This window comes from Caulobacter sp. GW821-FHT09B11 (assembly GCF_059418205.1).
The window spans coordinates 208,761-234,100 of the sequence record NZ_JBWKPK010000001.1; the positions used below are offsets into that span (position 1 = coordinate 208,761).

General features: G+C 70.5%; 13 protein-coding genes. All 13 read right to left on the reverse strand.

From position 1 onward, the window contains the following. Positions 1 to 5 precede the first annotated feature (5 nt). A complete protein-coding gene (locus tag AC07N1_RS00685) occupies positions 6 to 1,031 on the reverse strand; it encodes a M23 family metallopeptidase (protein ID WP_494670011.1) in 1,026 nt (341 codons plus the stop codon). 63 nt (positions 1,032 to 1,094) lie between these two features. After that, a complete protein-coding gene (locus AC07N1_RS00690; protein ID WP_494670012.1) occupies positions 1,095 to 13,763 on the reverse strand; it encodes a filamentous hemagglutinin family protein in 12,669 nt (4,222 codons plus the stop codon). Between the two features lie 45 nt (positions 13,764 to 13,808). Continuing rightward, complete coding sequence (locus AC07N1_RS00695) at positions 13,809 to 14,444, reverse strand: hypothetical protein (RefSeq protein WP_494670013.1); 636 nt, start codon at positions 14,442 to 14,444, stop codon at positions 13,809 to 13,811. Between the two features lie 2 nt (positions 14,445 to 14,446). Further along, positions 14,447 to 16,225, reverse strand: a complete 1,779-nt coding sequence (locus tag AC07N1_RS00700; RefSeq protein WP_494670014.1) for a putative porin — start codon at positions 16,223 to 16,225, stop codon at positions 14,447 to 14,449. A 38-nt stretch (positions 16,226 to 16,263) separates the two neighbouring features. Continuing rightward, complete coding sequence (locus AC07N1_RS00705) at positions 16,264 to 16,950, reverse strand: TonB family protein (RefSeq protein WP_494670015.1); 687 nt, start codon at positions 16,948 to 16,950, stop codon at positions 16,264 to 16,266. A 10-nt stretch (positions 16,951 to 16,960) separates the two neighbouring features. After that, a complete protein-coding gene (locus AC07N1_RS00710) occupies positions 16,961 to 17,368 on the reverse strand; it encodes an ExbD/TolR family protein (RefSeq protein WP_494670016.1) in 408 nt (135 codons plus the stop codon). Between the two features lie 24 nt (positions 17,369 to 17,392). After that, positions 17,393 to 19,198, reverse strand: a complete 1,806-nt coding sequence (locus AC07N1_RS00715) for a DUF2341 domain-containing protein (protein ID WP_494670017.1) — start codon at positions 19,196 to 19,198, stop codon at positions 17,393 to 17,395. Position 19,199: 1 nt separating this feature from the next. Further along, the gene (locus AC07N1_RS00720) at positions 19,200 to 20,789 is read right to left on the reverse strand and encodes a ShlB/FhaC/HecB family hemolysin secretion/activation protein (protein ID WP_494670018.1); all 1,590 of its coding nucleotides are present in this window, start codon (positions 20,787 to 20,789) and stop codon (positions 19,200 to 19,202) included. A 348-nt stretch (positions 20,790 to 21,137) separates the two neighbouring features. Continuing rightward, positions 21,138 to 22,142, reverse strand: coding sequence for a FecR family protein (locus tag AC07N1_RS00725; RefSeq protein WP_494670019.1), 1,005 nt, complete (start codon positions 22,140 to 22,142; stop codon positions 21,138 to 21,140). Between the two features lie 62 nt (positions 22,143 to 22,204). Further along, the gene (locus AC07N1_RS00730) at positions 22,205 to 22,741 is read right to left on the reverse strand and encodes an RNA polymerase sigma factor (protein ID WP_494670020.1); all 537 of its coding nucleotides are present in this window, start codon (positions 22,739 to 22,741) and stop codon (positions 22,205 to 22,207) included. Positions 22,742 to 22,837: 96 nt separating this feature from the next. Next, the gene (locus AC07N1_RS00735) at positions 22,838 to 23,431 is read right to left on the reverse strand and encodes an energy transducer TonB family protein (RefSeq protein WP_494670021.1); all 594 of its coding nucleotides are present in this window, start codon (positions 23,429 to 23,431) and stop codon (positions 22,838 to 22,840) included. A 267-nt stretch (positions 23,432 to 23,698) separates the two neighbouring features. Continuing rightward, positions 23,699 to 24,463 (reverse strand): TonB family protein, encoded by a 765-nt coding sequence (locus AC07N1_RS00740; protein ID WP_494670022.1) that lies wholly within the window; start codon positions 24,461 to 24,463, stop codon positions 23,699 to 23,701. Between the two features lie 77 nt (positions 24,464 to 24,540). Continuing rightward, the gene (locus AC07N1_RS00745; protein ID WP_494670023.1) at positions 24,541 to 25,332 is read right to left on the reverse strand and encodes a hypothetical protein; all 792 of its coding nucleotides are present in this window, start codon (positions 25,330 to 25,332) and stop codon (positions 24,541 to 24,543) included. Between the last annotated feature and the right edge of the window lie 8 nt (positions 25,333 to 25,340).

Consider the following 25,340-nt stretch of genomic DNA (forward strand, 5'->3'; position numbering starts at 1 on the left):
CATCGTCAGGACAGAACGCACAGCTCGGCGGCGACGGCCTCGCACGCGGCGAGAAGCCGGGCCACCGCCTGCTTGCGGACGTCGAAGGCCTGCCGCCGCGCGGGGTCGATCACCGGACCGACCGCCGCCGCCGAGGCGGGATCGACGGCGACGCCCCGCAGCCGCACCTCATAGTGGAGATGCGGTCCGGTCACCTGGCCCGTGGCCCCGGTCCATCCTACCACCTGTCCCTGAGAGACCACGGCGCCCGGGCTGGCGGCGGGCGCCAGGGCGGACAGGTGGGCGTACAATGTCTCCGCCCCGCCGGCATGGCGCAGGACCAGGCGTCGACCATAGCCGCCGGCCCAGCCCGCCGCGGCGACCACTCCGTCGCCGGCCGCCAGCACCGGCGTGCCCGGCCTGGCGCCGAAATCGACGCCTCGATGCATTCGCCCATACCCCAGCAGCGGATGCAGACGCGGCCCGAACGCCGAGGTGACCCTGGAAATCCGCAGCGGCGTTCGCAACAGCAGGCGATCCAGAGGAACGCCGGTCTCGTCCAGATAGGTCGGCCGGCGTCCGTCGTCGCCATCCTCGCGATAGAGCCGAAACCGAGCCGAGGCGCCATTAAGCTCGGCGTAGTCGAGTTCGACGGCGCCGTCCGGCCGCCGGCGGATCAACAGCCGCACCCTGTCTCCGAGGGCGATATCGCGCGTCACGTCCAGCCGGTGGGCGAAGAGCTTCAGGGCCTGGGCGACGGCCGCCTTGTGAGACGGATCAGCATCCGGCGCGCCATAGAACACGTCCTCGACCCCGCCCTCCAGGAGCCGTGTTTCAGCCGGCGCCTCCCCGGGATCGTCGCCCAGGAGCACCGGCAGCGGGGCGTTGTCGCGAACAGCCAGGGCCGTCGCCTCGACCTGGGTGCGCGCCGCTCCAGTGAGGAACGGCCCTACCCTGCCGACCGGCGCGACGACATTCGCGGTCGAGGCCGCCGCCAACAGGGCCGCGCCCAGGGACAGGGCCAAAGCCGCGAGGCGAACGCCACGCTTCATCCGTGATCCTCCCGTCGGCGCGGTCCCGTCCAATCTAGGCGCCGTCCATGACGGCCTGGTGATCTAGCGCCGGCACAGAGGATCGTTGGGGTCGTCGCAAGGCTCGTCGCCGAAGCCGAGCACCTCGACGGTGATGATCGAGCGCTCCGTCCGGTCTCGTCCGCCAACGGCCTGCTGCGCGGCCTGGGTGGCGGCGGAGCTGGCCGCGGCGGCCTCGGTTCCGACCACCGGCGGCGCCGGCGCGGTCGGCACCCCGATCACCGAGCCGCCCGCCTTGAAGTTGTCAGCGTTGGCGACGGTGAGGGCCGCGACGAACAGGTTGCCCGCCACCCTGACCCCGGCGTCGCCGGCGTCGACCGTGCCACGAGGCGCGATCAGATAGACATCGGGCGCGGTCACGCCGAGCGCCGGCTGGAACGCGGCGATGCCCGCCCCGCTGACCGCGCTGGCCTGGTCGAGCTCGACATAGGCGTTGTCGCTGACCTTGACGACCGCCGGCGGGAAGTTGGCCGAGGTCTTGGGGCCCTGGCCGGCGTTGAGGTCGCCGTTGGACGACCACATCGCCACGTCCCCGCCCTGCTGCGTGAACAGCCGGCTCTGGTTGAGGATGAAATCACCGTCGGTGAAGCTGGAGATGCTGCCGCCACGCAGGCTGAGCACTCCTTCAAGGCCGATGGGAATGGCGGCGATCTGCGAGATATAGCGGTTGGCCGCAATCAACGGCAGCGCCGCGCTGAACAGGTCGCGCCCCGTGAAATTGCGACGCGCGGCCTGTTGGGCGGTGCTGACGGTGGACCCGGCCAGGACCCGTCCGCCCGGTCCCAGGATCGAGATGTCGCCGCCGCGCGCCGTCTGGAGCGTGGCCAGCCGCAGGTCCAGATCGCCCGTCCTCACCTGGAGATTGGCGCCGTTGGAGCCGCCCGTCAGGTCATTGGCCGTATAGCCGAGCGCGGCCGGGAACAGCGTGTTCACCGCCGTGTAGCCGCGCGAGTACTTCTGGAACGACGCCCCCGGTATCGAGGTCTGGGTGAGCTCGTTGAAATAGACCTGCTGCAGGAAGCCCCGCTGGCGCAGGGCCGACAGTCGGACGAAGGCCTGGTAGGCCTGGTCGTAGGTGACCGCCGTGGAGCCGAAGGCTTCGGTCAGGGCCGAAGCCTCGTTGGCCCGCATCCAGTCGATCAGCTTGGCGCCATAGATCGGCTTGGACTTGTCGGCGATGAAGACCCCGTGCTCGTCCTCGGTCTGGACGAATAGATAGTCCGGCGCGGTCTTCAGGTTGGCGGGATTGACGTAGGCCTCCCGCACGGCGTCGAAGTCGGCGCCCTTGGCGACGCCGAACTGGATCCAGAGATCCGCGCCCTGCTCCGCCAGCCACGGGTTCCACTCGTTGCCGACCGACATCACGCCGCCGCCGAAGGTCAGGGCGCCCGGCAGGCCGGGGACGACGCGGCCCTCATAGCTGTCGATCGCGGAATTGAGGAACGGCCCCAGGTCGCGGCCGGCCTCGAGCGCCAGTACGCCCGGCCCGCCGATCACGAAGGTGTTGCCTTGCAGGGTCGGGCGAGCGGGGGACGACACCACGCCCGCGCCGGACAGGACGGGCGCGGCGGCGAGAACCGTGGTGGCCGTGATGTCGCGCCCCGCGACGATGCGCGTGACGTCGTCCGCGTCGAGGTTCTGGCCGAAGAACATCATGTTGACGATGTCGCGGCCCGCGCCGATCCGGGTCTGCTTGGGTGTCGCCACGATCATGTCGAGGATATCGCCGCCGGCGTAGATGCGGTTGGGCGCCTCGTCGCCGAGGTGCGGCGTCAGCGGATTGTGCTGGGCGCGGCGCTGGGCCAGCGAGGTGTTCGACAGGACCGACGGGAAGTCGAACGGCCGTCCGGCGGTGGCCGCGCCGGTCTCGACCCGGAAACTCGAGAAGACGCCCGGGAGCAGGCCCGGATCCTCGTCGAGCATCGCGATGTTCACCGGCGAGATGTCCCCGCCCGCCGCCAGCATCAGGGTTCCCCTTCCGGTCGGATAGAGCAGGACCGCCGCCTGGGCCTTGGCGCCGAACGACAGGTCGCCCGACAGGGCGACGGCGGTCAGCGAGCCGGGATAGATGGCTTCGACGTTGGCGGTTCGGCCCAGAGTGTCGGCGCCGCCGAAGCTGGTGGATTCAGGGCCGGTGTTGCTGATCGTCACCGCGCCGTTGGCCAGGATCGAAACGCCCGCCTCCGAGGAATAGAACCCCAGCGCATTGGCGTTGCTCGTGTCGATGGCGAGCCCGCCCGCGCCGGACGGGATATTCCGTCGAACACCCAGCGCCGCGATGCTCTGGACCATCGCGTCGCCGCCGACCGTCAGGTCGATGGTCGCGTCGGTCAGGCGCAGCCTGAGGGTATTGGCCGCCAACTCGGTCGCTTGGAGCACCGAGGCGCCGGTCTGGGTCAGGCCCGCCGCCGCCAGGTCTCCGCCGACACGGATCCGGGCCGCGCCCGAGCCCATGTCGATACGGCCGCCCAGCATGTCGCCAGCCACGTCGACGGTGATGTCGCCGCCGCCGAAGGTCAGCAGCGCCCGGCCGGGTCGCAGGGCGCCGTCGGCGGTGCGGACGTCGGCCGTGGTCAGCGTGGTGTCGGCCACCAGGGAGAGGTCCGAGAGATCGCCCCCGGCGAAGACCCGGATATCGCCGCCGCCCAACGTGCCGAGCCCTTCGGTGAACAGCTGCGGATTGATCCGGATGTCGGTGACCATGCCAATCTGGCCCATCCGCCAGGGCTGGCGGACCGAGCCGATGAAGGCCAGGGCGCCGTTGGCGTTCAGGGCGTTGGTCATGGCTCCGGTATAGGTGTCGCGCCGGCCGAGCACGTCGCCGCCGGCCGTCAGGGAGACGTCGCCGCCGCCCGACGCGTAGACGGGCTGGTTGCGTGCGACGCCGCGCACGACGCCGCCGGCGAGCGCGAGCGGCTGGCTGTAGGCTTCGGGGTCGAGCGTCAGGGCCGCGCCGGTGGCGGGGTCGAGGCCCTCGACGACGCTCGGAACGACGCGATGGCCCGCCGTGTAGACCGCGACGCCGCCCAGTTGATAGCCGGTCGAGGCCGTGGCGAGGGCTCCGGTGGTCGGATTGCGGTAGACCGGCGTCTCGCCATTGCGCAGGTCGATGTCGCCGGCCGCGGCCAGGCCGATCGAGCCTGTCCCCGTGCGGATGACCGGGGCGGTGACGACGGTCGTCAGGGACGGGGTCGTCGGACGCGGCGGCGTATAGGCCCCCTTCAGGGCGGCCCAGTCGTTGGCCACCGAGGCGAGGAAGGCCCCGGCCAGTTCGAGGCTGGTCGAGACACCGGTCGGCGCGTTGGCCGGGCCGGTCAGCGTGAACTTGCCGGGATGGGCGGCGAAGAAGGTCGCGGCGCGCTGGGCCAAGGCCGTCCTGACCGCGGCGGGCGCGGCGTTGAACATCAGGCGGGTGTAGGACTGCGCGGTCAGGGACGGGTTCTGCGCCAGTTGCGCCTGCACCCACTGGTCGGCCGAAACCTGTCCGCCGTTGGCGACGCCCAGCAGCAGGGTGTTCGAGAAGCTCGTGACGGGAGCGACGCCCCCGTAGCTGTAGCCGCCTGCGCCGGCCACGGTGATCCCGGCCGAGGAACCGAACTGGACGCGGGTGGTATCCACGCTGAACCCGCCGGTGTCGGAGACGCTGGCGCCGGCGGTGATCTGATAGGACCAGGATTGCACGGCCTGCTGGCCCGCCGGCGTGTCGATCAGCGGGAACAGTTCGGCGCTGCCGATCGGGTCTCCCGCGCCGTTCGTTCCGCTCCCGAGCGCGGCGGCGCTATTGGCGGCGGCGTTGTAGGGAGCCGGGTTGCCCGTCGTCACCTCGACATTGGGCAGGCTGGCCTGGGCCGGGAAGTTGACGGTGAGCGTCGTGGTCGGCGCCGCGCCGGTCGTGAAGTCGCCGACGGCGCATCCGCCCGGACAGGTGGAGGCGAGGTAGCCGTTGTAGGTGCGCACGCCCCCGCCCACCGCGCGGTTCAGGAACGCCGGATCGCTCTGGTCGGCGAAGGTGAAGAAGCCGTCCGTGACGCTGCCCTTGATATCGACGTCGCCGCCGGCCCGCAGCGTCAGCACGCCGGCCTCGCCGCTGGCCTTGCCGCCGACGCGATAGGTCATGGTCGTATAGTCGGCGAGGATGCGTCCATCCGAACCCGGCAGCACGTAGACCGCCCCGGCGATGCCCGGGTGAGCCGCCATCAGCCCGGCCGCCGTCGCGCCGGACACGTCCACCGTTCCAGCCCCGAAGTTCCAGTTCGACGCCAGGACGATCGAGCCGGCATGGTTCAGTTCCACGCCGGGCCGGGCGTGGAAATTGGCCTGCCCGGCCAGACCGCCCAGGCGACCGTACGAGTCGGACAGGTCGAATGCCTGGATGAAGTCGGCCAGGGTTCCGCTGGCGCGGTCGGCCAGGAAATTGACGCGTCCGGCCGCCGTGGCGGCCACGTTCAGCGTCGCGATATCGCCGGAAATCGACACGCCGGTGAACCGGGCGTCGCCCGCCACCGTAGCCAGGTCGAAAGCGCGGTAGCCTTCCAGCACCACGCTGTCGGCGCCGGAAACGGCGCCGGCGAAGTCGATGTTCACCGCCTGTCCGCTGGCCAGCTCGAGCACGGGGGCCCGCAGGATCAGCTCGCCGCCAAGGTCGGCGTCGACCTGGCGATAGTTGGTGACGCCGTCCTCGACCGTGGCGACCAGGCGCGACGCAGTCCTGCGGGCGCCCAGCTCGATCCTGGCGCCTTCGGCGACGCTGATCGCCCCGTCGCCGGCTGTACCGAGCCGCACGGTTCCCCCTTCGGCCACGCGGGTCGAGGAGTCGTCGTAGCCCAGGGCGCGGGCGTTCAGCAGGGCCTTGGAGCCGAGGGTCACGCCCGCCGCGCCGAACAGCCCGATGTCGCCGCCGTTGACGCCCGAGGCGTCGATCGACCCGGCCACGATCACCGCGCCGCCGTCCGCGACCAGGGCTACGTTGCGCGCCTTCAGGCCCAGGCCCTCAGCGAGCGTCAGGTCGCCTTGCCTGGTCTTGGCCGTCAGGCCGCCGTCGAAGCCGCCCTTGGTGGCGCGAACGAAATTCGAGAGATCGAAGGCGCCCGCCGTATCCAGGTCGAAGCGCGCGCCGCCGTCCGGCGTCGTCGCATCAATGGTTCCGGCGAACGTCGCCGAGCCCCTGCCCGCCTTGACCGACAGCAGGCCGCCCGCGCCGGCGCCCCCGCCCACCGAAACGGTGGAGCCGGCCCCCAGCACCACGTCGCCGTGGGTGGAGACGAGTGTCAGGGCGCCGCCTGGCGCGGAAACCGAATACGGATCGGTCGCGTCGCCGAACGCCTTGCCGTATCCGGGCGTCTCCAAGATCGCCCCGGCCCCCACCGTGAGCCCGTTCACCGCGGTGAGGGTCAGCTTGCCCGCCGTGGCGCGCAGGTCGGCGCCGCTGATCGACAGGCTCCCGCCCGAGATCGACAGCCCGGCGCCGGCCACGCCGGTCGCGGCAGGCCTCGCCCCCCCGCCGAGATTGTCGACGACCACCGCTCCGGTGGTCGCCAGAGACAGGCTGGGAACGACCTTGGCCGGCGCTCCGGCCCCGTCCTTGGTCGCCCGGTCGCCGATGAACGGCGTATGCAGGCTCAGCGGCGCTCCAGCGACGTCGAAGGTCGCCTTGCCCTCGTAGAAGACGCCCTCGCGCGCGGTCAGGACCACGCCGCCACCGGCGCCGTAGGTGCGCAGGGTCCCGTCACCGAAGGACGTGGTTCGCGTTTCCAGCGTCAGCACGCCCGAGCCGCAGGCCGCGCCGCAGCCGGCCAGCGCCGAGGCATGGTTCTCCAGGCGCAGTTCGTCGGCGACGATCCGCACCGCGCCGCCGGGGTTCGAAAGCGCCAGGCCCGGCCCGCTCAGCGTCAGGTCGCCGAACCGGTAGTCGCCGTCCGCGAATTCGATCGCGCCGGAGGTCCGTAGCGCCAGCGCCTTGGAGCGCGCCAAGGCGCCTTGGAGCTTCGGGGTGAGGACGAGACCCCCCGAGGCGTCAGGGGCGTCGGCGAAGCGGATGGCCGAGGCGCCGAGCCTGAGCGTGTCGGCGACGAGACCGGCGCCGGCGTCGATCGTGAAGACGTCGCTGGAATCCAGCAGGATCGAGCCGCCCGTCAGGTTGACGGCGCCCACCTTCAGCACGCCGCCGGCGACGGCGTCGAGATTGGCGCGGGCCACGTCGCGATCGGCGCCGCTGGCCACGCGGACCAGGGCGCCCTGCCCCGTCGCTCCGCCGGCCCCGTCGATCACGTAGTCGCCGGTCCGCTGCCCCGAACGTCCCCCGGAGGCGACGATCGTCGCGCCGTCCTCGAGCGTGATGGCGGCGCCCGCCCCATCGACGGCCAACACGATCTCGGGGCCCGACAACGGCGCGGCGGCGTTGTTGGCGACCCTGATGCTGCCCGCCGTGACCTCCAGGGCCGTCGTTCCGTCAGCCTTGTCGGTGCGGATCCCTCCGATCAGCAGGCTCTCCATGCCGAGGCCGCTGAGTTGGCGAGCGTCGAGCTGGACCACCCCCGTCGTCGGCGCTCCGAGAGACGAGACGATCTCGATGGAGCGGCCGCTGATGTCGGCCTGGCCGCCGCGTCCGCCCTCGGCCGGCGCGGTCAGGAAGCGGCCGTTCAGGTCGATCGCGACCAAGGGCGCCAGGACCAGCCGCCCCGCGTCCCGGACCAGGGCCGGCGCGGTTTCGCCGCGCTTGGCCGCAGCCGCCGCGAATGCAGCGTTCGCCGAGGTCAGGACAATGTTGGAACTGGCGCGGATGACGGCCTGGTTCTGGACCTCGAAGACGCGAACCTTGGACTCCCCGGCCCCGCCCAGGCCGCCGTAGCGACCGGTGGTCACCACCGTGCCGTCGCGGCGCTTGGTGACGCCGCCGGCCGCGGCGTTGTCGACCGCGGTGTTCTCGACCACCCTCATGCCGCCCGGCAGCATGGCGTATTGCGCCGGCAGCAGGGTGTACCAGCCCGCCGCAAGTCCGGAGCCGCCGTCCAGATAGACCCGCCGTCCGACGCCGCCGGCCTGATAGAGATCGCCATAGTCGGCCGAATAGAGGGGGTCGTAGGCCGCCACGGGGGCGTCCGAAAGCCCGGGCACGATGGCGTAGACCTGGCGTCCGTCGGCGTACTGGTAGCCGCCGTTGCTGGTGAAGGCGTCGGTGTTGTAGCGGCTGAGGACGTCGCGCGAGCCGCCCGGCCCCGGAATGAACTCGTAGGCGTAGACGTCGCCGCCGCCGCTCAGATCGACCGTCGCGCCCGTCGCGGTGGCGACCGTTCCGCCGGCCAGGGTCAGGACGCCGGTCGGCGGCGCGGTGAGCGGGTTGCCGCTGGTCGGCGTAAAGAAGTACTCGGTCTGGTCGGTGGTCACGCCGTAGGGGATGGACAGCCCGCCGGCCGAGACCGAGGTGACGCCGCCGTCGCCGAGCGTGACCGAGCGGGTGGCCGGCGCGAAGACGGCGCCGTTCGTCGTCAAGGCCGTGTTCGAGCCGAGGGTCAGCGCGCCCGCCGGCGCCCGCAGGACGCCGTTCTGGACGATGGTGTCGGCCTGCAGGGTCAGCCGGCTGCCCGCGGAATAGGGCGTGGCCGGGGTCGCGGACGATGCGCGCTCGATCCTGAGCACGCCGTTGGCCGCCGCCGAGGTCACCGAGAAGGTCGAGCCGGTCGTGGCGTAGACCTGGCCCGCCCTGAGCGTCAGGTCGCCGTTCACCGCCAGATGGCCGACCAGGCTGGGGGCCGCGTCGCCCTGGTCGAAGCGGAGCTGATACGGCGACACGCCCGACAGGCGCAGGTCGCCGGCGACGTCGAAGGTTGTCCGCGCCACCGACCGGTCGAACAGGACCGCGCCCGACACGTCCATGGTCTGGGCGTGCAGGATCACCTCCCCGCTTCCGGGCGTTCCGACCGCCGGGGTCAGCAGTGTCTGGAAGGCGCCGTCGAGCCGGACGTAGGAGGCGGCGATGTCCAGCCGCCCGCTCGCGGAAAACACGGGCGACAGGCTCTGCCGATAGGCCGCGTCGGGCAGCCTGGGAGAGCCGTCATAGACCCGCGAGGCCAGCACGAAGGCGCCGTCGAGAACCAGATCGACATCGCCCTCGGCGGTGAGCCCGCCCCGCGCCACCAGCGTGTCGAAACCGGCCGCCTGGATCTGGTCGGCCGAGATCCGGTTGCGGACCGGGGCGCCGGCGTCTGTCTGGACGAGGGTCGCATCGACCAGGGTCAGCATGCCCCCGGCCGCCGCCGGCGCGCCGCCCCGGGCGCTGATCTTCGCGCCCGCCAGCGTGGCGCCGCCGCCGAGGGTCAACGCGCCGCCATCGCTCCATTGGGCCGCCTGCACGTAGCGGCCGCCCGCCTGCAGCTGGTCGAAGGTGTCCGAGGCGCCGGAAAGGTCGAGGGACGAGCCGGGTCCGGCGATCAGATCGGCGGCCTGGGAGGAGGTTTTCAGGATGACATCGGCCAGGCTCACGGCCCGGGCGTTGCTCAGGAAGGTCGCGTACTCCCCCGTCGAGAACGGCGAAAGGGCGACGAGGTCGCCGTCGAGCTGCCGTGTCGAGGCGGTGGTCAGCGTCCCGCCGGCGTAGATCCGACCGCTAACGACCCCGCGGCCCTGCGTCGTGGCCGTGACGTATGGATTGCGGACGCTCACGCCTGAAAGGTCGGTCACGCTGCCCGCATCCAACCGCACGCCGACATCGGCGCCCAGATCGGCGGTCAGGTAGATCGGCGACTGGGCGGCGACCTGGCCGTTGGTCCGCGACGGATCGATCCTGGAAAGAGCGTTCTCGTCGATCGAGCCGTCCGGCCTGAACGTGAAGATCTCGGCGAGGCTGGCGGCGGTCAGCACGGAGCTGCGCCCCCCGTCGCGGGTGGGACCGTATAGAGACGGCAACGCCTTGACCTGGTTGATCGCCCCTCCGGCCAGGCGGATGGTCCCCTGGTTCAGAACCTGCGCCGCGCCGATGGAGGCGCCCGGCGCGCCGGTGACGAGACCGCCCTTCTCGACCTTCAGTTCGACCAGCCCGCCGAAGGTCAGGCTGACCGGCAACTGGTCCCAGGCCTCGGCCGGCTTGCCCGCCGTCAGGATCGAGGTCAGGTCGCCGCCCGTGCCAAGGGCCCTCAGCGCAGTGATCCTTTCGCCGTCCAGGCGCGGCAGGTAGCGGCTCTGCGACAGGTCCAGCACCTGGCCCTGACCGATCGTCACCACCTGGGTCGCCAGGACCGCGTTGTAGCCGCCCAGCCCGTTGGCGAAGGCGTTGGCCGACAGGTTGGTGCCGTAGGACTTGATGGCGTAGGCCGAGAAGCCCGACGCGGAGAAGAAGTCGAGGGGCAGGATCGTGCCGGTGGCGGCCTCGCCATCGCCCAGGCTGATGGCCGGGGTCGTCAGGGCGAAGGTCCCGCCGCCCGCGAAGCCGTGGGCCTTGATGACGCCGTCGCCCAGCGCGACCCGCGCCGTGATCCGGCTCGGATTGGCCTGGACGCCCGCGGCCGCCCCGCTGACCCGGAAGGCCGACGCATAGGTCCCCGCGGGGCCGATCTGGAAATAGCTGGTGTCGCTGGTCAGCGTGACGTCGCCGCCCTTGGCGTCGAGCATCAGGCTTCCGTCCGTCGCGACATAGCCGCCGGAGGAGACATCGATCCCCGAACGCACGCCGTTCACGAGGATGCTGCCGCTGATGTCGGTGTGGCTCGTGATGCCGTCGACTCTCGCGGTCAGCAGTTCGCGCGGCGCGGCGATGATCTCCACCGCGCCGCCGTCCACGAAGGCCGAGCCGAACAGCGTGTCGGCGCCGGCGCCGAAATCGTTGGTCCACAAGCCCGCCGTCGACAGTCGGCCGTTGACGACCACGTCGTAGCTGCCGGCTCCCGGAGCGTCGGTCTTGAACACCGAGCCTTTGCCGGCGTTGACGGTCTCGAGACGGATGAAGCCCGAGGCGGCGGTAATGTCGCCGTCCAGTATCTGGGCGCGGCCCGTGGTCGCCGTGAACACCCCGCCCGGGCTCAGGGTCAGGTACGCCCCGCGCTCCAGGACCAAGCCGCCCGAAGTGGACAACGAAAGCTGGCCAAGACCCATGGCCGACAGCGTGTCGGCGCCGAGGATCAACACGCCGCGGTCGCCGGCCGCCAACATGGAGCCGGCCGGCCGCGTGGGGACCGACAGGTCGCCTTGGGCGCCGATCAGGACCGTCTGGCCGTAGTCCAGGCCGTCGCCCCTCGATGGGGTCGCGCCGTCGCTGATGACGATGTCGCCGCCGCCGCTGACGCCGTTGGCCGTCAGGCCCAGTTCCTGGATCGACAGATAGCCGCCCACGGGCAGCTGCGAGGAGACCGCCTGGACCGCCCGCAGGTCGCCGTAGAGGACCGTCTTGCCCGTGCCGCGCTGGGCGTTCAGCCGCTGCAGTTCGCCCGGGAAGGCGTCGGCGTAGACCGTGCCTTCCAGCAGGGGCTGGGACGACTTGATGGTCAGGGAGCCGGCGTCCGCGCCCTCGCGATAGGCGCCCGCGAAGCCATCTCCATCGAGGATCAGGTTGGTGTACGTCCTGGTCAGGCCAAAGCGCGCCTGGACATCGACATAGCCTTCGTAGATGCCGATGTAGGTCTGGTCCGGGTCGGCATGGCCGATGTCGACGATCGCCCCCCTGGCGTCGATCAGGCGGGTGGTGCGGACGCGGCCCGCCTCGAAGGTGCGCCAGCCGCCGGAGATGTCGATGGTCGCGCCGCGCTTGACGATCACGTCCGGCGCCTGGGCCACGCCCGTGGCCGAGGTGCTTCCCGCAGCGACGCCCAGAGTGACGTTCCCGCCCTTGGTCATCAGCTCTGAGGCGCTGACGCCAACCTGGAGGGCGTAGCTCTCGGCCGAGATCAGCGGCGAGCCCACCCAGGCCACGCCGTCCTCGCGCACGCCGGAAAGGCGCGTATCCAGATAGACCGTCGCGCCGTCGAGGAACCCCTTGCGCAGCAGCGGCGAGTCCGCGAGCTCGTTGCCCTTCACCGGATCGATGACGATCATGTTCCGTGAGGCCGCGACGCTGACGTTCTTCAGCCCGGCCGCGTCAATGATCGCTCCGCTGTCGATGAAGATCCGCGACGCGCCGGGCGGCGTGGAAGCATTGAACTCGGTCGCGACGCCCGGCTTGGCGCCGATGTCGATGGTGGCGCCGGGTGCGTAGATCAGGCTGCCGGCCCCCACCTCGATCCGCGTCTCGGCGTCGCCGAGGCTGATCTTCGAAGGCTTGAAGTTGGCCAGCGAGGTGGCGTCCTGCGGGATCACGCCCGCGTCGTCGGGGGTGATGGCGATCACGCTGGACGGCGCGGCGCGGACGTCGGCGGCATTGAGCAGGACATGGCCGTTGCGCGACACGCTGGTGGTCGCGGTGATGACGCCCTCGTTGATCGCCGCGCCCGCGGCCTTGGAGGCATTGAGCGAGACATAGCCCTCGCTCGACCGGATCAGGCCGGTGTTGCGGACATAGTCCTGCACGGTCGGCGCGCCGCCGAGGCGACCCGCGCCGTTCGTGACCCGGACGACCAGGCCGCGGACGTTGGGATCGACGCTGGTCGCCGCCCCTTCCGAAGCCGTCAGCAGCACGGATCGCCCGGAGGCCAGGCTGACCTGGCCACGGGTCGCCGTCAGGCTGCCGGCGTTGACCACCCTGGGCCCCGCAAGGAGGATCAGGCCGCCGTCACCGGCGGTGATCTGCGCGCCGGCCTCGACCGTGACGGCGCCCTCGGCGAGCGAAGAGAAGCGACCATCGGCCCCGGTCAGGGCCGAGAACGTCTGCAGGCCGGTGGTGTTGCTGTCCTGCGTCCCCACGCCCAGGAGACCGCCGGTCAGGAACTCGGCGTTGCGGTCGGCGATCGAGGTGTCGCGGACCACGCCGTCGACGAGACGGCCCGGACGGCCGACCTCCAGGCTGCTGGCGATCAACGAACGCGTGTTGATCTGCGCGCCGCCGCCGAACAGGACGCCGTTCTGGTTGATGACCAGCACCGTACCCTGGGCCTTGATCGCCCCCAGGATCTGGCTCGGCGCGGCGGCCTGGGACGGGTCGCGCAGGCCGGTGACGGGGTCCAGCCCGCCGACCACCCGGTTCAGCACCACCCAGTCGGGCTGGGCGACGCCGTTCAGGCTCTGGTCGAAGTTGAGGGTGGTCTTGGCCCCGACGTTGAAGGTGTCCCACGAAAGGATGGCCCGGGAGTCGGTCTGCTTGATGTCGACCTGAACCTGGCCCGACGCCGAGGTCGTCTGGGTCGGGGCCTTGGCGCCGTACCACAGCGACAGGCCCGATCCCGTCGATCCTGCACCCGCCGGATTGAGACCGCCCGCGCCGAGACCGTTGGGGACGGTGGAGCCGAGAGCGGCGGCGGCCTGGCGCGCGGCCGCCTGGGCCTGGACCGAGACATTGACCGCCTTCTGGGCGTTGGTCGCGTTCAGCAGGCCGCGCGCGGCCGCCGTCGAGGTGCCCACGTTCGGCGTCACGCCGGGCACGACCGGAACCGCCACCGACGGAACGCCCGCACCGCTGGCCGGCACCCTCGCTCCACTGCGCAGGGTCGTCAGGCCGTCGGCGAACGCCTGGTCGGCCGCGCCCGCCGAGAGCATGACCATGGCGCTGGCGCCGCAGAACAGCGCGCGGCGAGCCCGTCCGATCGGGGACAGCGAGGGCTTGGATTTGGCGGCCATGTTCATACTCGTGTCTTGGGTGACGAAGGTGCGCCGTCCGGCGCGCTACTGGGCCTTGGGAGGTGTCGGCGGAACGTCCAGCCGCGCGCCGTAGAGGCGGTCCGCGTAGGCCTGCTCGATCTTCTCGATCTGGACGCGCTTCAGGCCGATGAAGGGCTCGCGGCGGCCCATGGCGTCGACCACCCCGACCCGCGCGTAAGCGTCGAGAACCTCGCGGGCGACGGCGAGGGCCTCGGCGTTCTTGGCGCGGGCGATCTCGGCGCCGGCCTTGGCCTCCGCCAGGGAGTCCGCGAGCTTTTGGCGCTCGGCCTGCTCCTGCTGGACCTGCAGGGCCAGGCGCGAAACCTCGGCCCGGGCGGCGGCCAGCTCGGCCTCGCCCTCGCTCCTGGCCTGCAGGGCCTGGTCGGCCTGGGCCTTGTAGCGCGCCAGCTCGGGACCGGCGGCGTCGCGGCGCGCGGCGCGGGCCTCGGCCTCCGAAGCCGCCAGGCGGCGTCGCAGGACGTCGCGCTCCGCCTCGGCGGCGCCCTTCTGGGCGACCAGGGCCGCCTGGCTGTTCTGCAACTCCTGCAGGCGACCGTTGACGGCGACGAGCTGGCTGCGCAGGCGATCTTCCAGGCTCTGAGCCTGGGCGACGCCGGCGGAGGCCAGGACGAGGGTGAGGGCTATGACCGCGCCGCGCATGGTCAGAACCTCACATTGAGGTCGATCTGACCCACGTCGATCGACAGCGGCGGACCGGCCACCTCGTTGGCGCTGAACCAGCGGAACTCAAGGTTCGCGCCGTCGAACAGCCCCAGGCTGGCGTTGAGGAAGTAGCCCTTAGCGTTGGTGCCCCCGAGGTGGAAGTCGGAGTCCGTGTAGCCGTCGAGGACCGCGTCGGCTTCCAGTCGCTTGTAGCCTCCGGCCACGTGCCATTCGCCCCAGCGGTAGGGGTTGATGTGGCCGTAGACCACCTTGCCCATGTAGGCGTTCGGCCCGGTGGCCAGGCGCGAGCCGGCCTGGCCCGCCGCGGGGGCGGGACAGGGATTGGCGTCGATGTTGTTATTCACCGGCAGGCCAAGCTCGTTGTAGCGGCAGGCGTCGCCGCGATCGAAGGCCAGGTTGCGGGCATAGGCGCCGACCAGCAGGAGGTGGCGCTTGTCGGCCAGCTTCAGGTCGAACGAGGTTGTAAGGTCCAGGACGTCGTAGTCGAAGCTGAGGCCCGCATACTGCGGCACCGCATAGTCGGTGGCGCCGGGCGGCGGCAGGATGTTGCGGATCAGGAAGAGCGTGTTGCCCTTCTGCATGAAGGCCGGCCGGGTGAAGTCGGTCGAGCAATCGGTCAGGCCTGTATACAAGGCGCACGGCTCGGACAGCAGGCCGCGATCGTACTGGAACTGATAGAAGCCCACGCTGGTGCGCCAGTCGAAGCGCTGGGTCTTCCAGTCGACCGCGCCCTGCCCGCCGAACATCCACTTGGTCTTGGTGCTGGCCTTGTTGGCCCCGTTGTTCGGGAAGTCGCCGTCGCGGTAGTCGAGCAGGAAGGCGCCGGCGGTGCCCGACACGCTGAGCCCCTGCCTGGGGAACAGGTCGTGGCGGACGCTGGCCGCCACGCCGTCGAGGGCCAGATCGTTGTCGTAGACGAGGTCGCTGAGGCGTTCGCCCTCGATCTCGGCGACGAACGGATTGGGCATCCGCCCGAGCACGCCGCTGATCCACGCGGCCGGCTTTACGTCGATATAGGCCTGATCCAGCCAGATGTCCTTCTTCGTCAGGCCGCCGCCCAGCGCCTGGGTCGTCGAGACCGGGCTGTTGTTCCGGCCAGACGCCAGGCGAACCGTGGCGGTGATCGAGTCCGAGATCTCGGCGCGCAGCTTCAGGCGGGCGCGGATCGACATCTGGCTGCCGCGATCCTGCAAGGTGTTGAGCAGGGGAACGCCGGCGGGGTTGGTGTTGGGATTGAGGTCGGTCGGCCCGCCGGCGTTGAGCGCGGCGAAGTTGACCAGGATCGGGACGTTGCCCTCGTCGTACTGGTCGAACTGGTCGCGGAACCGCACGTCGCCGCTGAGGGTGATGCGCTGGGTCCATTCGGGGATGACGTTGGGCTGCGCCCAGTTCTCCGCCTTGGCCTGCTGGATCACCTCCTGGCGGATCTCGTCCCGGATCTGGGCCTTCACGGTTTCGGGCACGTAGGGGATCCGCGTCGCCCCCAGCGCCGGCGGCGGCAAGGCCGGCGCGGCGGCCTGGGCGGAGGCGGCCTGGGCCGAGGCCGTCTGGCGCGCGGCTTCGGCCAGCAGTTCGTCGGCGGCGGCCTGGCTGATCACGCCCTGCTTGACCAGCAGTCGCGTCAGGTTGACGGCCAGGTCGTCGGACTGCGCCGACTGCGCGGCGGCCGGCCCGGCCGCGACGACGGCGAGAAGACCCGCCACGGCCGCGCCCCCCAGGGCGCCTCGGCCGGGCTTCAGGGTCGAGGGTTCGAACATTGAAAATCCCCTGTCGGTTCGTCTGTGCGGCGGAAGGGTCATGCCCTCCGTCCCCGCAGGGCCACGCGGGCCGGAAACTTCAGTTGCGGCGGCGGCGGATCCAGGCGCGGCAGGCTCTGCAGCGCCGCGACCAGGGCGCGGTCAGCGCGGTCGTCGCCGCTGGACTTGGAGATGGCGACGGCGCCGATGGTCCCGTCCGCCCTCACCCAGATCCGCACCTGGGCGTTGAAGAACAGCTTGTTGATGCGATCGTCGGCCTGGACGGCGCTCTGCAGCGTCGAACGCAGGTAGCGCTCGTATCCGGCCTCGGCGAAGCCGCCGACGCCGAGGCGGTCTGAGCCATTCGGATCCCCGCCCACGGTGAGGCCGTCGCCCTTGCCCGCGGCGACGCCGAAGGCGTCGGCGCCGGCCTGGGCCGGCCCGTTGATCGTCAACTGCTTGGGCGCTTCGCTCTTCTGCGGCGCCTCGGCCTTGGGCTCGGGGCTGGGAGACGGCGTGGTCTCCTTCTCCGGCTCGGGCGGCCGTTCCTTGGGCGGCGGAGGCGGAGGCGGCGGAGGCGGCGGAGGCGCAAGGGCGATCATCGGCGGCGGCGCCGTCGGACGGTTGACGCCGTCGGTGTCGGTCGCCAGCCGCCAGACACCGATCCCCAGCGCGACCAGGATCACGATGGGGATGGCGATCCGACCGATCGCGCCGATCTTCCGGAGAATGGGCTGGCCGCTCATCTGGCCGGGCTCAAGACGCTTCCGCCCGGCCGGTCACCAGTCCGACCTGGTTCAGGTCGAGCCGGCGCAGCAGGTCGAGGACGTCGGTGACGCGCTGGTACTGGACCACGGCGTCGCCCTTCACGACGATCGGGAACTCCGGCTCGGTCGCCTTGAGGGTGCGCAGGCGCGCCTCGAGTTCGGGCAGGGTCATCGGATAGGCGTCGAGGAAGACGTCGCCATTGCTGTTGATGGTGATCGCCTTGGTCTTCGGCTTGGCCAGGCTGGTCGCCGAACTGGCCTTGGGCAGATCGACCTTGATCCCCTGCACCGAAGCGGTCGTCAGGATGATGAAGACGATCAGCAGCACATAGGCCAGATCGAGCATCGGCGTGATGTTGATGTCGTCGTAGAGACGATCGTCGTCCTGCACTTGCATGGCGTGTCCCCCTCGTTCCGGCCGCTATTCGGCGGCTTCCGCGAAGGACGAGGCGCTGTAGCGCTCCGACGCACGCGTGATGAACTCGTCGACGAACACGAGCATGTTCGCCTGGACCGACTTGTTGCGGGTGACCACGTAGTTGTAGCCGAACAGCGCCGGGATCGCGACGCCGAGGCCGGCCACGGTGGCGAGCAACGCGGCGGAAATGCCGGGGGCGATGGCGTTGACGTTGACGTCGCCGGCCGCCGCGATGGCGGCGAAGGTGATCATCACCCCGACGACGGTGCCCAGCAGGCCCAGGAACGGACCGCCCGAAATGGCGATGGTCAGGATCACCAGCGACTTGGCCAGGCGCTGGTTCTCGCGCACCAGGGTGGCGTCCATCAGCGCGCGGATCACCTGGATCGCTTCGGCGCGCAGGATCGTCGAGCCGTGCTGGCGACGCCGCGCGATCTCGTCGGCCCCGGCGCGGTAGATGCGGTAGATCGAGGAGCTCTCCACCGTCCTGGCCTCCGACCTGGCGAGCCGGTCGGGATGGATCAGGGCCAGCAGGTCGTCGCCATGCTCGCGGAACAGCTTGACGAAGCGGTCGTTGGCGGCGTCGACGCGGCCGACATAGACCGACTTGCTCCAGATCACCCAGAATGAAGCCGCGCCCATCAGGCCCAGGATGGCGATGATCACCCAGGCGTCGAAGGTCACCGACTTGACGATCACGCCGAAGGGACCAAAGCCGGCGCCGGACTGCTTCTCGTCGCCCGCGAAGGTGGCCAGGCGGGATTCCGCGCCCTGCGAGACGGCGTCCATCTGGATCAGGGCCGGCGCTCGGGCGGACTTGGAGAAGCGCACCTCGTCCATCCCGCCGACAAAGCCGGCCAGGCCGCCTCCCGGCGCATCCGCCCCGATGGCGATCACGCTGTTCAGCGCCGGCGTGGCCGCCGGACCCGAGGCGGCCTCGCGGCCGTCGACATAGAGGACCGCCGTCCGGCCGTCGGAGACCACCGCAAGGTGGCTCCACTTGCCCTGCGCCAGCGGGGCCGAAGCGGTGAGCTTCTGGGTCCCGATCTCGACGAAGGGCGAGCCGTCCTGCAAGCCCATCACCAGGCCCTGAGCTCCATCGCGGCGAGCGACCAGGGCTGTCGAGCCGGCGATCGCGTCGGGCCTGACCCAGGCGGTGACGGTGAACGGCGCGCCCGCCGCCAGGGCCAGCGAGGGCGAGGCGGCGACGGTCATCGGCGCGCCGCCGGCGAAGCGGGCTCCGCGGCCGATCACCGAACCCTCGTCGGTCGTCGCCGGCGGGGTCTGGGCGTTGTTGGCGTTGGCGGTCTTGTCCTTCGGCGCGACGCCCGTGGCCGCATCGAAATGGAAGACGGCGGCGTAGTCGGCGTCGAAAGTGGCCGCCGTGTCGACCGCCGCCGTCGCTTCCTTGGCGCCGTAGTACATCCAGATCGTCCGGCTGGCGCCGACCGGGAACTCAGGGATGTCGACCCAGATCGTCGCCACGCCCAGCAGCGGATCGAAGCTCTCGATATGGTAGGCCAGAGGCGTCTTGTCGTCGGCGGCCACGAACCGCAGGTCCGCGCCGTTCTCGGCCGCGTCCTCGAACCGGAAATTGCCGCTGTGCAGGCGCAGCAGCAGCGGCGCGCGCCCGATCGTCCCGTTGATCGCCACGCCCTTGGCGGTGGTGTCGATGTCGATCTTGCTGCGATAGGGCCAGGTCTTGTCCCACCAGGCCAAGGCGCCCGTGGGCGCGGCGGCCGCGACCGCCAGCAGAGCCGCAAAGACGAAGCCTTTCAAACCGCCCCTGAGGGCTTGCGCGCCGCGCATCTTAGAACTCCGCTTTCAGGCTGAAGGAGAAGTACGGTCGCCCGGTCGTCCGGTTCGGCCCGTTTCGCAGGGGGAAGGCGGCGACGACGTCGCCGTCCAGGTGTTCGAAAAGCTGCAGACGCGTGCCCAGGCCGGCGCTGTAGAGGAAGAACTCCTCGCGCTGCTCCGGCAGGGGCTGGCTGACCCAGAGGCCGGCGGCGTCGAGGAAGGCGTAGGCCTTCCAGTTGTCGAGAACGCCAGGAACGCTCGCCAGCACGGGCGACTGCAGCTCGATCGCCCCCATCACGCCGCCGTCGCCGACGGCCTCCGCCGACAGGTAGCCGCGCACGCTGCTCAGGCCGCCGGCCGAGAACTGCTCGGCCGAGGGCAAGGCCATGTCGGCGATCTGGCCGGAAAATCGAGCGCTGGCCTCGAAGCCCCGCCCCACCGGGCGGACGTGCTGAAGGTCCACGTTCATATGGACGAAATTGGCCCGCGCGTCGGCGCGGCGGTCCTGGAAGCCGCCGTCGTCGTCGCCGAAACCGCGGGTGTTGGCGGTGACGGCGAGGCTGGCCGTGGTGAGGGACGCGCCCTGGCGCCGCCACGTGTAGGTCGCGTTGATCGGCCAGTACTCGATCTGGCCGTCGCTCACCGCCGTGGTGTCGAGCCGCACGAACTCGAAGTACTTCTTGTAGTCGATGCCGGCCGACAAGCTCTGGCTGACGGGGCCGGAGGACGGGATCTGGTAGATCAGCCGCGCGCCGACGGTCGTGCCCTTGCCCAGCACCGACACGCCGCCCACCGTCGCCACGTCGCTGTTGGACCGGAAGCCGTAGAGCAGCGCCGTGAACGGCGTGTTCCAGATCGGCGCGACATACGAGCCCGCATAGACCTCGGTGTCGGACCGGCGCTCGGGGGCGAACTGGTAGGTCAGCGACACGCTGTGCCCGCGCTGCCAGAGATTGTCGTAGCGGAGGTTGGTCGACAGCCGCAGGGGCATGGTCGAGGCGCTGTGGTCGTTGTTCAGCTCGACGCTGCCATGCAGGGGCGCCTCCTCGGCGACCTGCAGGTCGACATCGACCGTTCCGGGCGCCGCGCCGGCGCGGATGATCGGCGTGACCTGTCGGTCCGGCAGGCGGTTGGCGGCGGCGAGCTGCACCTGGGCGGCGTTGAGATCGGGCACCTGGCCTTCGGCCAGGGCCGGCACGGCGTCCCTCACCGCCTCCAGCGAATGGTACTTCGACCCCACCACGCGCAGGCGGCCCACGGGCGCCTCCACCACGTGCAGCTTGACCACGCCTTCCGAGACGTTCTGGCGCGGCACCTCGACCACGACGGTCTGGAAGCCTCTGGCATGATAGGCCGCCTCGAGCGCCTTCTGTGCTCCGGCGACATCCGCGCGGGTCCGGCCCGGCCCCATGAAGGGATAGATCGCCTTCTCCAGCGTGACCTGGTCGAGAACGCTGTTGCCGTCGATGTCGATGGCCTGGATGTCGAAGGTCGGTTCGGGCTGAGCGGAGGCGTCCTGAGCGGCGGCGTTGGAAGCGACCAGGGCGCAGGCCGTGGCCAGGACGCCCAGGGCGAACCGCAGGGCGCGCGTCGGCGGGTCCATTCGTCCCTCGCGCATCAGCTCACGCGGCGGCCTGCCGCTCGCGAGACACGACGTCTGTAAAGACAAAGATCAGACCCCCAGGCACAAGTAGCCGCCGCGCTTGCGCGCGACGCCCTCACAGCACGAAAGAGTGTCGAAGACGTCGATACTTCGGCCCTAGCAACCGAACTCGATGCACGATTGAAATCCCAAACTCGCCTACTGATCGCGAGTGGGTTCAAGCCCTACGAAATGTAGGGTCGCGCCGCCTTTGACAGCCCTGTTTGTGTTAAAGACAGCTCGGGCAGGAGGATCGCGACAAGAAATTGGATGAAGTTTTTGCGTCGGTCCGTGGAGGACCCGCGGCCGTCATCGAAGCAGGGATACGCCGCCGGGCAGATCGACGAGCCGCGCGCCTGTGAGATCCCGGATTTGCTCGATCGCGGTCTGGATCTGGCTGGTGCGGAAGACGCCGTAGACCGGACGTCGCGCCAGGGCCTCGCTGACCAGGAAGATCTTTCCAGGCCGATAGCGGTTCAGTTCGTCCACGACGCTCTGCAACGGAGTGTCGCGGAAGATCAGCAGCCCCTTGCGCCAGGCCGAGGTCACCAGGGTGTCGACCGCCTCGGTCGCGCCCAGGCCGTTCTGGCCATAGCGCACCTGACCGCCAGGGCTCAGGCGCGCGCGGTGCCCCTGATGCTCGACCTCCGCCGCCCCGCCGAGGCAGGTCACGCAGACATCGGGACCGTCGTGGCGGACATTGACCTGACCCTGGTTCACAAGGATGCGGCCCTCGGCGGCGCGAACCAGGAAAGGAGCGCCCTCCGGCCGGTCGGCGCTGACCATCGCCTCCCCCGCCAGCACCTCGACGCCTCCGGCGGTTCCCGCGCTCTTCAGCAGCGAGACGCTGGTGCGAGTGTTGAGCTCGAGCGACACGCCTTGCGCCGGCGAAGAGGAACCGCGCTCGCCAACGCCCGTGTGGTAGTCGGAGGTCATGCGGCCGAGGCCATCGGCCAGCAGATCCGAGCGGACGTAGATCGCGTAGCTGGCGGCGACCGCCGCCGCGGCGCTCCCGCCGACCAGCACGGCGCGGCGTCCCGGATCGAAGCGGCCGCGCGCGGCCCGGCCCCGGCGTCGGGCCAGCGCCGTCGGACGAAGCTCGCCCGCGTCCCGCGCTTGCACCGCCGAGCGCACCTGGCGCTGGAGGCGCACGACCTCGGCGAAGGCGGCCTGATGGGCCGGGCTTTGGGCGCGCCAGACCTGGAACCGGCCAGCTTCGTCCTCGGTCACCGCGCCGGACAAGAGCCGATTCAGCCACGTCAGCGCTTCAAGCGCCAGCGCGTCAGAGGCGGCGCTTTCGTTCAGATCGCTCATAAGCGGCATGACCCAGGCAAGGAAGCTCGGCCCCAAGGGAGTGGACGACACTCTAGAGACAATCAACGGTGGGAATCGCGACGCGAAGAGCGATCTTTTTCTTTGCAGAACCGCCGAACATGTTCGGCGGCCAGTTCCAGTTCCCGCTGGATGGTCCGCAAGTGGACATTGTGGGTCGCCGCCAGGGCCGCATGCGGCACGCCGCCGCCCCAAGACGCCTCGAAGATCGCCCGGCGACGTGGCGGCAGTTCCTCGAGCGCTCGGATGAGCAGGGCGACCTCAGACCGACTTTCGGCCACCCGCGCCGGATCCGGCGCGTCGTCCGGAATGCCGATCAGCGCTTCGGTCTCCGAGAAGGTCAGGTAGCGGCTTTCGACCTTCCGCCTGTTCTTGGCGATATTGATCGCCGTGCGAAACAGATAGGCGTCGAGGTTGCGAACGGGTTCGGAGGGGTCGGTGCGCTGCAGGCGCAGGAACGTCTCGTGCACGGCCTCGCGCGCGAGATCCGCCGATCCCAGGCGGCGGGTGAGCCTGCGAACGAAATCGTCATACCGGTCGAGCAAGTGCTCTCGCAGACCGGTCCAGCTCGAGTCGGACATCGAACATCGCCCCAACGCATCGGCTCGGCGGAATTCATCCGCCCGCCAAACTGCAACACCGCCCGAAGGCGGCCCCCTATGGATCAGTCCGCACCTTCATGATGGGTTGAATGAAACCGGAAGCTGCACCGCCAACGGCGACGGCAGACCGGCGGGCACATGCGGCATGGGCTGAGCCCGCAACACCGTCGCGACGGCTTCGTTGTCCAGGGCCTCGAAGCCTGAGCTGGCCTTGACCCAGACGCCGATGACCTTGCCGTCCTGGTCGACCATGAACAGGATCTGCGCAACGCCCTTGGCGCCGAGGCCCTGAGCTTGCGCGGGATAGCGCCGGAAGGGCTGGATGTGGGCCAGCAACTGCGCGCGATAGTCCGAGCCCGCCGCCGAAGCGATCGAGGCCGCTGGCCGGGCCTGGACGTCTCCGACGTCCGTGGCGGCGTTCCGGCGATCTCCGTCCTCGCCGCCTTCGACCCGCGGCGAGATCTCCTGGACGGACGTCGCTTGCCAGCTGTCGGGAGACTTCGTCGCGGCCGGGCCGGCGATCGACGCCGCCTCGGCCGCCGACGCGGGAACTTCGGAGACCAAGCTGACCAGGATCGCTCCGGAGTCGTCCGCCTCCATTGCCGGCAAGGCCCGTCCTTCCCACGCGTGCGAAAGAAGGACGGCGGCGAAAAAACCGTGCAGGATCACGGCTCCAGCAAAACCCAAGACATTGAAATGCTGGGGGTAAACACGCAACCGCGACACCAATCCAATTGCTGCCGCGACCGCACGACGGCCAGGCGTTGACGATCAGTCCCATGCCCGCGAGAGAAACGGACTACGACTTCCGCGGCAATCTAGGGCGCCACCGTAAAGGTAGCGTGACAGCCGACCACGCCTAATCCGTGTGGAAATGATGATGAACCCAGGCGACTTCGATGACAGCGTGCCCTCTGCCCACGATCTGAGCCCAGCCTAGCCCGCCGGCCGCGAGGTGATCGTCAGAACCACGGGCTGCGGCAGCCCTTCGGGCGGAGGCGCGCTGATTGTCACGCCCCGGACGGCCTCGGCGATGGCGAGGTCGCGGCGCGCGTCGCCGGACGAGTCGGCCGCGACCATCTCGGTCACCTGGCCGGTCGCGCTGATCCACAACCTCAGTGTCACCCGGTATGAGCCGCCCGTGGTGGAGCGGTGGCTCACCAAGGCCTGGTGCACGGCGCTCCGGACCAGGCCCCCATAGAGCCTGAGGTCGAGCCGCGCCGCCTCTTCGCCGATCGTCGCGGCGCCGCGCACGTCCAGCGTGTCGAGGGGAAGCACCGCCATGCCGACGGGCGGCGGACCGAACGAGGGCGGCGCGGCGACCGGCTTGCGCGGTCGCAGCACGACGCTGTGGCGGCTGGTGAACTCCGGCTCCAGTCCGGTTTCCGCCAGCAGGATGCGCAGGGCGGCCTCGGGCGTGTACAGGCCCGAAACGCCTTGGGATCGCAGCGCCTCGCTGCTCGGCCGGTCGTACAGAACCTGCATGCCGGTGGCGAGCGCATAGGCCTCTATGGCCTCGCTGAGCGTACGGGACGGGATGTCGAAGCGCAGGAGCGACGGTTGCGCCGTCGCCTGGGGTTGGACCTGAACCGCCCCCGCCGGGCAGATCGTCAGGAGCCAGAGGCCCGCCGCCAGCGCGCCACACGCCACGCCGTCGCCACGCGACGTCCGGCGCCGCAAACCTAGCGCGAGCGATCGCATGATAATCGTCGACAGCTCCCCACCCGGACGACCATGACCCCATCGTCTCGCGTCGTACGTATCAGCTTCGCGTCCGTTCAGTCCACGGCGCGGATCCAGAAGGGCGCGGTCCGGTCCCCGGTGAGTTCGGCCACGACGGTTCGCCGAAAGACCCTGCCCCGCCCTTCCCTGGCCGTCAGCCGCACGGTCAGCGCCCGACCGACGTGGCTGGCCGTGGAGGCTTCCAGCGCCGTCCGCTGTCCGGCGATCTCCCGCGCCCGCGCTATGGCGTCCGGCGAATCCGCGCCGACGGCCGTCATGGCCGCGAGGGCCAGGGGATGGGCCGTGCGCGGGCTGAAGGGTCCATCGCCAAAGAACAGCGTGACGGCGGGCCGGATCTCGTCCAGCAGCGTCTGATCCATGCCCTCGATCTCGGCCAGCTCGTCCACCGACCGGATCGGCCCCAGACGGGGGCGAACACCGCGCTGGGCGTTGCGCAGCGACTGTCCGGCCACGCGATCGCCGTTGTCGCGCCAGTCCAGCACGCCATCGACCAGTCGGCTCAGGCGGGGCTCCGGCACGCCGGCCGCCTCGAACAGGCGGCGCAGCTCGGCTTCGCCCATCAGGTTGAGCGGCGCCTTTCCATGCTCGTCCTCGACCGTCACGACGACCTCCACGCCCTGCACATCGAGGCGATGGGGGCGCCCGTCGAGGGACCAACGGCTCGCCGCGTCGCGGGCCGCCAGCCTATGGATCGCCGTCGCCAGGCCGGCGTCGGCCGCGGCCTCCAGGCGCGCGGTCGAGATCTGGGCGTCGAAACTGGCCGTCGCGCCGCGGTCGGCCGCCAGGACGGCGTAGGCGAGATAGGAAAAAATCAGCACACTGATCATGACCGGGA